At 44.3% G+C, this 10,809-nt stretch carries 7 protein-coding genes; 2 read left to right on the top strand and 5 right to left on the bottom strand.

What is annotated here, in order from left to right; translation table 11 throughout:
- Positions 1-84: 84 nt before the first annotated feature.
- Positions 85-987, bottom strand: a complete 903-nt coding sequence (locus R7E38_RS18225) for a DUF3943 domain-containing protein (RefSeq protein ID WP_005376815.1) — start codon at positions 985-987, stop codon at positions 85-87.
- Between the two features lie 191 nt (positions 988-1,178).
- Here R7E38_RS18225 and R7E38_RS18220 point away from each other — a divergent pair, with 191 nt between their 5' ends.
- Positions 1,179-2,411, top strand: a complete 1,233-nt coding sequence (locus tag R7E38_RS18220) for a CinA family nicotinamide mononucleotide deamidase-related protein (RefSeq protein ID WP_017820471.1) — start codon at positions 1,179-1,181, stop codon at positions 2,409-2,411.
- A gap of 96 nt (positions 2,412-2,507) precedes the next feature.
- Here the strand turns inward: R7E38_RS18220 and yfaE are convergent, their stop codons facing one another.
- From yfaE to ubiG, 4 genes are all read right to left on the bottom strand, one after another.
- On the bottom strand, positions 2,508-2,789 hold the full coding sequence (gene yfaE, locus R7E38_RS18215) for a class I ribonucleotide reductase maintenance protein YfaE (RefSeq protein ID WP_005376817.1): 282 nt from the start codon (positions 2,787-2,789) through the stop codon (positions 2,508-2,510).
- Positions 2,789-3,922: a class Ia ribonucleoside-diphosphate reductase subunit beta gene (gene nrdB, locus R7E38_RS18210; protein WP_005376818.1), complete on the bottom strand. Its 1,134-nt coding sequence runs from the start codon at positions 3,920-3,922 to the stop codon at positions 2,789-2,791. The genes yfaE and nrdB overlap by 1 nt, the downstream gene beginning before the upstream one ends.
- An 83-nt stretch (positions 3,923-4,005) precedes the next feature.
- Entirely contained in the window at positions 4,006-6,288 is a 2,283-nt protein-coding gene (nrdA, locus tag R7E38_RS18205; RefSeq protein ID WP_005376819.1) for a class 1a ribonucleoside-diphosphate reductase subunit alpha, read from the bottom strand.
- A 501-nt stretch (positions 6,289-6,789) separates the two neighbouring features.
- On the bottom strand, positions 6,790-7,497 hold the full coding sequence (ubiG, locus tag R7E38_RS18200) for a bifunctional 2-polyprenyl-6-hydroxyphenol methylase/3-demethylubiquinol 3-O-methyltransferase UbiG (RefSeq protein ID WP_005376820.1): 708 nt from the start codon (positions 7,495-7,497) through the stop codon (positions 6,790-6,792).
- A 475-nt stretch (positions 7,498-7,972) separates the two neighbouring features.
- Here ubiG and gyrA point away from each other — a divergent pair, with 475 nt between their 5' ends.
- On the top strand, positions 7,973-10,693 hold the full coding sequence (gene gyrA, locus R7E38_RS18195; protein ID WP_005376821.1) for a DNA topoisomerase (ATP-hydrolyzing) subunit A: 2,721 nt from the start codon (positions 7,973-7,975) through the stop codon (positions 10,691-10,693).
- Positions 10,694-10,809: the final 116 nt, after the last annotated feature.

Raw genomic sequence — 10,809 nt, 5'->3', positions numbered from 1 at the left:
AAAATACAAAACGCCCGATGAAGTACATCGAGCGTTTTAGTTAAAAAGTGTCAACCCATATCAGGACGGGTCATCAACTTAGGATTAGAAGGTTACTTTTAACTCGACACCATAAAATTGACTGTCGTAGTTTGCGCCTGCGTCCATGGCGAATTTTGCAACATCTTGGTTTCCAAACCAAGGTGATGAATTGAATTGTAGTTCTGCACTACCGCCCCATGCATCAGTTACCCAATAATGAATATGTCCAACAGGGTTTAAGAAGAAGAGCGAAACATCACCTGCGGTTTCAGAGCCCATAACTTCGCCGCCGTTTGCAATAATGTCTTGCTCAGCCGTTAACATCATTTCACCAACAACAGCACCAAAGAATGGTGTGATAAAAATATCCTGCCAAGATGGTACTTCTGCGAACGCCTCCACGCCATACTCCCAAAAGAACGTCGACATAGTTGCGGAGTACAAAAACGACTGAAATTCATTATAGCCAGCGTGACGTGCTGCCGTGTAGTAAACGCCGCCAAAATATGGGTGCATGATGTAGTTGAGGACATGTTCATCGCGATCCCAAACGGGGCCGTCAGAGACATTATCTTTCCACTTTTGCCCCAACTTACTCATGTCTCGGTCTTCTTCGTCCCATTTGGTGATACTTTCTGGAAGAAAAGTCATCATGCCTACGGTCGCGATACTGAGACCTAGAATGGTGTAGGTTTGACCCATCAGATAATCCCAGTCTTTATCTTGAGGGATGATGAGATGTTTAGGCTGAAGCCCTGCGTCAAGGTTTAGCGAATCATCATTATTCTGTTCATACATAACACCGCGATTTTGAGCCTCGAAGGTGTACAGAGTCGTCGTTTCGCAGTAACCTGACAAACAATCAGGTGTGTAAGAAAACTCTGTATGACGGCTTAGGTCATAGTGACTTGCGTGCGCAAGCGCTGACGAAGCCAAGCAAAGGCCTGTTAGAGTCGTCTTGAACATGGATGATTTTGACACAAAGGTCTCCGAGTTAATGGTGTATGTTCGGGCTCGTAATTATCCCTCAAAACATCAATCATTTAAACACTTGACCCTTATTTAGTCCCAACAAACCTCGGCGAGATTTGTCCAAATAAAAAGAAAAATAAGCGCTATAACGAAAATAGGATTGTGCTTACGTTCAGGAGTCAGTTGTGAAAATAGCAATGCTTAGTACTGGTGAGGAAGTCCTCCACGGTGATATTGTTGATACTAATGCGGCATGGTTGTCTAGCCTGTTTTATCAACATGGATTTGGCTTAACAAAGCGCTCAACGGTTGGTGATAGCCTATCGAGTTTGGTTGAAGAGTTTTTAATGCTCAGCTTTAACAACGATGTGGTTATTGTTAATGGTGGTTTAGGCCCTACAACGGATGACATGAGTGCTGCCGCCGCCGCGAGAGCCGCCGATTGTAAACTGGTGCTATTCAAAGAGTGGTTGCAGCATCTAGAAAGTTTGTATGCTCGACGTGGCATCCCTATGCCGGACAGTAATTTAAAGCAAGCAATGCTGCCAGAAACGGCAGAGATATTGGACAACCCGATAGGCACTGCTTGCGGTTTCAAAATGCTGATTAATGATGCCATTTTTTATTTCACACCGGGTGTACCAAGTGAATTTAAGCTCATGGCAGAGACACAAATTCTTCCCGATCTGAGAAGAGTGTTTCCCGATGTTCAAGGTTCATGTTGTAGTCGAATCTACACGTTTGGTCTATCTGAATCCGGTATTTCAGATAAGCTAGATCAGCTAAAACTTCCTCAAGACTATGAGCTAGGGTATCGCTCTTACTTGCCTTTTATTGAAGTGAAACTTTTTGGTCCTTCAGATCAGATTGAACAGCGTTTGAAACTAGTACAGATAATTAATAAACACCTTGAGAGTAATACCGTTAGTATTGATTTACCTATGGTTGAAAATGTCGGCCAGTTGTTGGTCGATAAAGGACTAACAGTGTCGACCTCCGAAAAAAGTAGCGGAGGATACTTAACGTACTGGCTAAACGGTGATGAAAACGCTGAAAAACAACTAGGGCATGGTTGGATACTACCGAGCCTGACTCAAGCGATGGCCAACAGCGGAGATCCATTAGCAGAAACGTTTGCTCTGGCTGGTGCTACGCGAGAGAAGTGTGGGACGGATTTATCACTCGTCACTGGCCATATTGAAGAGGGCGTTTTTTCCGTCGCTTTATCGACACCGTCAGGCGAGTGGGGAGCGTTATATAAACTCTCGAAAAAGTATCAGCGCAGTGATCAAGTTAAAGTGATCAGCACGGCAGCACTAGACTTGTTGCGTCGCTACCTAGAACGTAAACCGATGTTTGCGCATTATGCATTTTTAGAGAAAGTTAAAGAGATGCACCTCCCGAGCAGTGCTTTATAACCAAAGCTCTATACAGTAGTCTGAGAGACAATACACAGAGACAAAAAAGCCAAGGTGATTACCTTGGCTTTTGCATTTTATACCGTCGAGTCAACGTTATGCGCGCTGCTTTTCTTTCATCGCGTAGTTAACGCCGCTAAGTGACAAATCTGATTTTGCTTTACAGATACAAGGTAATATTTCATCACTTTGTGTGTAAGCCATGGCAAAACCAACATACTCCACTTCACCAGACTCCAATTTGCAGCGACAGGCGCCGCAGTGCCCATCACGGCAGTTGTATTCTGGTAATAGGCCAGCTTGCTCCATTGTTTCCAAAATCGTATTGGAAGGGTTGGATTCAATGCTGATCAGTTTGTTGATTTTGAGTGTTGCCATTACAGCTCGAATCCTTCGAAGTCATCTGCGCGAACTTCATTGTCAATTTGACCCACAAGGTAAGAAGAGATTTCTGCTTCTTGAGGCGCAACTTGAACGTTATCTGAAGACAACCAAGCGTTAATCCATGGAATTGGGTTGGTTGTTGCTTCTGGATACGCTGCTGGTAGACCTACCGCTTGCATACGAATATTTGTGATGTATTCAACGTATTGGCTTAGGATGTCTTTGTTTAGACCGATCATAGAGCCATCTTTGAATAGATACTCTGCCCACTCTTTTTCTTGCTCAGCCGCTTCTTTGAATAGGTCAAAACAGTCCTGTTTTGCCTCTTCTGCGATTTGCATGAAAGTGAAGTCATCTTGACCGTTACGTAGCAGGTTGATCATGTGCTGCGTGCCGTTTAAGTGAAGTGCTTCGTCACGAGCGATCAGCTTGATGATTTTCGCGTTACCTTCCATTAGTTCGCGTTCTGCGAAAGCGAAAGAACATGCGAAACTGACGTAAAAACGAATAGCTTCTAATGCGTTAACAGACATCAAACAGATGTACAGCTTCTTCTTAAGATCGTACAGACTAACCTTAACCGTTTCACCGTTAAGGACATGCTCACCTTCACCGTAGCGATGGTAATCATTCGTCGCTTGAATCAAATCGTCGTAGTAGTGCGCGATGTCTTTTGCACGCTTCAGAATGTGCTCGTTCTCAACGATATCATCAAACACCACCGCAGGGTCGTTCACGATGTTACGAATAATGTGTGTGTAAGAACGAGAGTGAATCGTTTCAGAGAAAGACCAAGTCTCAATCCAAGTCTCTAGTTCTGGCAGAGACACAAGCGGCAGCAGTGCCACGTTAGGGCTGCGGCCTTGGATAGAGTCAAGAAGCGTTTGGTACTTCAAGTTAGAGATGAAGATGTGCTTCTCGTGATCTGGCAGTTTGTTGTAATCGATACGGTCGCTAGATACGTCTACTTCTTCTGGACGCCAGAAGAAAGAAAGTTGTTTCTCGATAAGTTTTTCGAAAATCTCAAACTTTTGTTGGTCGTAACGTGCAACGTTTACTGATTGACCTAGGAACATTGGTTCCTTCAATTGATCATTCTTTTTTTGGTTAAAAGTACTGTAAGCCATAATGCCTCAATTCCTTTTAAACCTCCCCGTAAGGGGGAGGTTATCGATAGTCTGTCTTTACGGGTTCGCTAGGTACGGGAAGATTAAATCTTACAACCGCCGCCAGCACAATCGTCATCTTGTGGTTGAACAGCGTCTTTCTGTTCATCTTTCGCGCCATCACGAGTGTTGTGGTAGTAAAGCGTTTTCACACCAAACTTATACGCTGTTAGCAGGTCTTGAAGTAGTTTCTTCATTGGAACCTTGCCAGTCTCGTAACGTGACGGGTCGTAGTTAGTATTAGCAGAGATAGCTTGGTCAACAAACTTCTGCATAATACCCACAAGGTGTAGATAACCGTCGTTCGAACCGATATTCCAAAGCAGTTCATAGCTGTCTTTAAGTTCTGTGAACTCTGGTACAACTTGCTTCAGGATACCGTCTTTCGAAGCTTTTACTGAAACGTAACCACGTGGTGGCTCAATACCGTTAGTTGCGTTTGAAATCTGAGAAGAAGTCTCAGAAGGCATTAGCGCAGTCAGTGTTGAGTTACGTAGGCCGTGCTCCATAATTTCTTTACGTAGGCTGTCCCAGTCGTAGTGCAGCGCTTCGTCACAAATTAGGTCGATATCTTTCTTATACGTATCAATCGGCAGTAAGCCTTTCGCGTAGTTCGTCTCGTCGAATGAAGGACACTTACCTTGTTCTTTCGCCAGTGCTACAGATGCTTTCAATAGGTAGTACTGCATTGCTTCGAACGTACGGTGAGTTAGGCCGTTCGCGCTACCGTCAGAGTATTTCACGCCATTCTTCGCTAAGTAGTAAGCAAAGTTAATCACACCAACACCTAGCGTACGACGGTTCATAGTCGATTTGTATGCCGCTGGTAGAGGGTAATCTTGGTAATCAAGCAGTGCATCTAACGCACGAACAACAAGATCGGATAGCTCTTCGAAATCATCTAGAGACTTGATAGCACCTAAGTTGAATGCAGAAAGCGTACACAGTGCGATCTCGCCAGAGTCATCTTCAACGTTAGTTAATGGTTTCGTTGGCAGTGCGATTTCTAAACATAGGTTCGACTGACGAACTGGAGCGACTTCAGAATCAAATGGGCTGTGAGTATTACAATGGTCCACGTTCTGGATGTAGATACGACCCGTTGATGCACGCTCTTGCATTAGCAGAGTGAACATTTCAATCGCTTTAACCGTTTCTTTCTTGATTGAAGGATCGTTCTCGTACTTCACGTATAGACGCTCAAACTCTTCTTGGTTTTCGAAGAATGCGTCGTACAGACCAGGTACATCAGATGGTGAGAATAGCGTAATATTGCCGCCTTCAACTAAACGTTGGTACATCAGTTTGTTTAACTGAACACCGTAGTCCATGTGACGAACACGGTTTTCTTCAACACCACGGTTGTTCTTAAGTACCATTAGTGAGCGTGCTTCACCGTGCCACATTGGGTAGAACACAGTAGCTGCGCCACCACGTACACCACCTTGTGAACAACATTTTACTGCTGTTTGGAAGTACTTGTAGAACGGAATACAACCAGTGTGGAATGCTTCACCACCGCGAATCTCTGAGCCTAATGCACGGATACGACCTGCGTTGATACCAATACCAGCGCGCTGAGATACATAACGAACAATTGAGCTTGCTGTTGCGTTAATAGAATCAAGACTGTCTCCACACTCGATCAGAACACATGAGCTGAACTGGCGAGTAGGGGTACGCACGCCAGACATAATTGGCGTAGGTAGAGAAATCTTAAATGTCGATGTCGCATCGTAGAAACGTTTGATGTAATCAAGACGTGTCGCTTTTGGATATTTCGCAAATAAGCACGCTGCTACAAGGATGTATAAGAACTGAGCACTTTCGTAAATTTGGCCCGTAACACGGTTCTGTACGAAGTACTTACCCTCTAGCTGCTTAACTGCCGCGTATGAGAAATTTAGGTCGCGTTTATGGTCGAGGTACGCATCAAGTTCGTCGAGTTCTGCTTTTGTGTAGTCTTCTAGAATATGTTGATCGTACTTACCCATATCGACGAGGCGAGACACGTGATCATAAAGCGTTGGTGGCTCGTATTGGCCATACGCTTTTTTACGCAGATGGAATACCGCTAGGCGAGCAGCTAGGTATTGGTAATCCGGAGTCTCTTCAGAGATCAGGTCTGCCGCAGACTTGATGATTGTCTCGTGAATATCTGTCGTTGTGATGCCGTCGTAAAACTGGATGTGAGCGCGAAGTTCTACTTGAGAAACCGAAACATTATCTAGACCTTCTGCAGCCCAAGTGATAACGCGGTGGATTTTATCCAGATCGATACTTTCTTTACGGCCATCACGCTTGGTGACGGTAAGTTGTTGGTTCATTCTGCTTTATTTCCCTAAGAAAACTGATAAAAGCCGTATTTTTGTTTGTTTATGTGCAATATGAGTAAAGCTTGCGGCGGCTTTGTGATCAAAGTCTATCTATATATTGTCGCTTAAACACAACATATAGGGGTTCATTTGTTTGCGGGTTACAAGATAGTGCTATTACACTGATTTATCAAGGTACAGATCGGGGATGACTTGTGGATAACTGACAAAATGAAAAAAATCAGTAAGTGAACACTAACCGATGAGAAAAGGGCAGACTTGAATGGTTAAAAGTACGGTTTCGAGATCGGTTTAGAAATAACCGCATGCAAAAATATTTTCCTTGATCTTTGGCCGTTTTTATCTACGAAAAATAGCTTGGTCAAAATGGAATCTAGAGCACGAATTTTAGCCATAAAAAGACAAAAAAAGCGGCAACTATGTGCTACCGCTTCCGATTCATTTTCTTTAAAAAATGTCAATCACAAAACTCATTTTTTAACTTAATAGCGTTCAGTATTTTTTAGTATGAACGATGTAGTTTACATCTACATTACGACCGAGTTTGTAGCTGTCATTTAGAGGGTTGTAATGAAGCCCAGTAATGCCCATTTCCGTCAGGTCAGTTTGGTCTATCATCTTCATCATTTCGGCTGGCTTGATAAACTTATCGTGCTCATGAGTGCCTTCAGGAACAATCTTAAGAAGCTTCTCAGCACCGACAATAGCAAATAAGTACGACTTAATGTTTCGGTTCAAAGTTGAGAAAAACACGTGACCACCGGGTTTGACTAGTGCAGCACAAGAGCGGATAACGGAGAGAGGATCTGGAACGTGTTCAAGCATCTCCATACAAGTCACGACATCGTAAGTTCCTGCGTTTTCTATAGCGTGGTCTTCTATTGTGCTCTGAATGTAGGTCAGTTGAGTACCTGTTTCTAATGCATGTAGTCGCGCGACTTCTAATGGTTCTTTACCCATATCAAGCCCCGTCACAATAGCGCCTTCTTTTGCCATGCTTTCAGCAAGAATGCCACCACCACAGCCGACATCAAGTGCGCGCTTGCCAAACAAGCCATTTGCTTTTTCAAGTACATAGTTCAAACGAAGTGGGTTAATTTGATGAAGCGGCTTAAACTCGCCTTCTAAATCCCACCATCGAGAAGCCATGTCCTCGAATTTCTTAATTTCACTTGGGTCGACGTTTTGTGCTTTAGTCATAATTGGTTTTATTGCATTCAATCTGAGTCCTTTAGAGGGCGCCAGTATACTCCAACGTTTTACACCCAAACAACCTCGATGTGCTTAGTTAAGGGACAATGACAGAGTTCACTGGCGCGGCAATCGAGACAGGTGCCTGTAATTTGTAAAGCGCTAACTATTGTTTTTGGTTCATCCTTGAACTGGTGCCAGTGACAATAACTCTAAAACCTGTATTTTCGCGTTGTGTAGTTAAAGGAATTTACATCGCTTTTCCGCGTAAAGAGTCCGATTTTGCTCAATATTGACCGAAATATAACCACTAATCAGAAAGATATGGGATGAGTGTGCAAATTCTCGACATTTGATTCATAACCAAGCTCACAACCTGATAAAAGGAGAGGGAAAGTGATGCCGAAGTGATGAATTGTGTGTTATATTTTTGCACCTTACACGTATCGTAATTACGATCAGATAATAGAGGGATAATGGCTCTATGAGCGATTTAGCTAAAGAGATCACGCCCGTAAACATTGAAGATGAGCTTAGAGGTTCATATCTAGACTATGCGATGTCAGTCATCGTGGGTCGTGCTCTTCCAGATGTGCGTGATGGCCTAAAACCAGTACACCGCCGCGTTTTATTCGCGATGAACGTACTAGGCAACGATTGGAACAAACCATATAAAAAATCAGCCCGTGTTGTCGGCGACGTAATCGGTAAATATCACCCACATGGTGATAGTGCTGTGTACGACACAATCGTACGTATGGCTCAGCCGTTCTCGCTTCGTTACATGCTGGTCGATGGTCAAGGTAACTTTGGCTCGATCGATGGCGACTCTGCTGCGGCAATGCGTTACACCGAAGTTCGAATGGCCAAAATTGCCCATGAACTATTGGCTGACCTAGACAAAGAAACCGTAGACTACGTACCAAACTACGACGGTACTGAGCAGATCCCAGCGGTTCTTCCAACTAAAATTCCAAACCTATTGGTTAACGGTGCTTCTGGTATCGCAGTAGGTATGGCAACCAACATCCCGCCTCATAACCTTGGCGAAGTGATTGATGGCTGTCTTGCATACATCAATAATGAAGAAATCACTATTGATGAACTAATGGATTACATTCCTGGTCCTGATTTCCCAACGGCGGCGCTTATCAGCGGTCGTAAAGGCATTGTAGACGCGTACAAAACAGGTCGTGGCAAAATCTACATGCGTTCGAAAGCGGACATCGAAGTGGAGAAGAATGGTAAAGAGACCATTATCGTCACTGAAATTCCTTACCAGGTGAACAAAGCTCGCTTGATCGAAAAGATCGCTGAGCTAGTTAAAGATAAGAAAGTAGAAGGCATCAGTGCACTGCGCGACGAGTCAGATAAAGACGGTATGCGCATTGTTATTGAGTGTAAGCGCGATGCTGTGGGCGAAGTAGTTCTAAACAACCTTTACGCTCAGACTCAGCTGCAAACCACTTTCGGTATCAACATGGTGGCCCTAAACAATGGCCAGCCACAGCTATTCAACCTAAAAGATATGCTGAAGTGCTTCGTTGATCACCGTCGTGAAGTTGTGACACGTCGTACTATCTTCGAACTGCGTAAAGCGCGTGAACGTGCTCATATCCTTGAAGGTTTAGCTCTAGCGCTTGCTAACATTGATGAAATCATTGAGCTTATCCGTAAGGCACCTACACCGGCTGAAGCAAAAGCGGGTCTTATCGCTCGTGGTTGGGATTTAGGCAACGTTTCAGCAATGCTAGAGCGTGCTGGTACAGATGCTGCGCGCCCTGAATGGCTAGAGCCTGAATATGGTATTCGTGATGGTCAGTACTTCCTGACTGAGCAACAAGCACAAGCTATCCTAGATCTACGTTTACATAAACTAACAGGTCTAGAACACGAGAAGATTCTTGGCGAATACAAAACACTTCTAGAAGAAATCGCTGAACTCATGCATATCCTTGCGAGCACTGAGCGTTTGATGGAAGTGATCCGCGAAGAACTTGAAGCGGTTCGTGACGGCTTTGGTGACGCTCGTCGTACAGAAATCACAGCTGCGAGCCATGATATTGACATGGAAGAGCTGATCGCACGTGAAGACGTTGTGGTTACTCTATCTCACGGTGGTTACGTTAAGTACCAAGTACTGAGCGACTACGAGTCACAGCGCCGTGGTGGTAAAGGTAAGAGTGCGACTAAGATGAAAGATGAAGACCATATCGAGCGTCTTCTAGTGGCGAATACCCACGATAACATCTTGTGTTTCTCTACTCGTGGTAAGACATACCGCCTGAAAGTTTACCAATTGCCTCTAGCGAGCCGTACTGCGCGTGGTAAGCCAATTGTGAACATCCTTCCATTAGAAGAAGGTGAGCGCATTACCGCGATTCTACGTGTTGATGAATTCTCTGAAGACAAATTCATCTTCATGGCAACAGGTGACGGTACGGTTAAGAAAACGCCGTTGAACCAGTTTGCAAACGTACGTTCAAACGGCCTAATCGCTGTGAACCTACGTGAAGACGATTCGTTAATCGGTGTGGATATCACTAACGGCGAAAACGAAATCATGCTGTTCTCTAAAGCGGGTAAAGTGGTTCGCTTTAAAGAAGCAGAAGAGATTCCAGTACTTGATGAAAATGGTAAACCAGTTCTTGATGAGAATGGTCAGCCAGAGATCAAGTTTAAAGGTGTTCGTCCTATGGGTCGTACCGCCTCTGGTGTTCGTGGTATGAAACTGGCTGAAAATGACCAAGTTGTATCACTTATTGTTCCTTCGCACGAAGGCGATATCCTAACGGTTACAGAAAACGGTTATGGTAAACGTACAGCACTTAGCGAGTACCCGACAAAAGGTCGTGGCACTCAAGGTGTAGTTTCTATCAAAGTTTCTGAGCGAAATGGCCCGGTAGTTGGTGCTATCCAGGTTGTTGAAGGTGATGAAATGATGATGATCACCGACGCTGGCACGTTAGTACGTACTCGTGTGGGTGAAGTTAGCCAGGTTGGTCGTAACACACAAGGTGTAACGCTTATCCGTACTGCGGAAGATGAATCAGTTGTTGGTTTGCAACGTATTGAAGAAGTTGATGATGAAGAGCTGCCTGCTGATGAAGATGCAGAAGCGTTAGAGTCAACAGGCGAAAATACGCAGCAAGACGCTTCAGAAGCTCCAGCTGCTGATGATGCAGAGGAAGGTAACGAAGAGTAATCTTACATCGTTATCCTGATATGAAAAGCCGAGCCCTTAGTTGCTCGGCTTTTTTGTATCTGTATCAACGCATTTAAAGTAAGAAATGCGTACACTGACGTTATCTTTGTTTACAG

Source organism: Vibrio sp. Vb2131, assembly GCF_033338535.1.
Classification (GTDB): Bacteria; Pseudomonadota; Gammaproteobacteria; order Enterobacterales; family Vibrionaceae; genus Vibrio; species Vibrio alginolyticus.
Note: the sequence above shows the minus strand (reverse complement) of the source record. Positions and strands in the feature narration are given on the sequence as shown.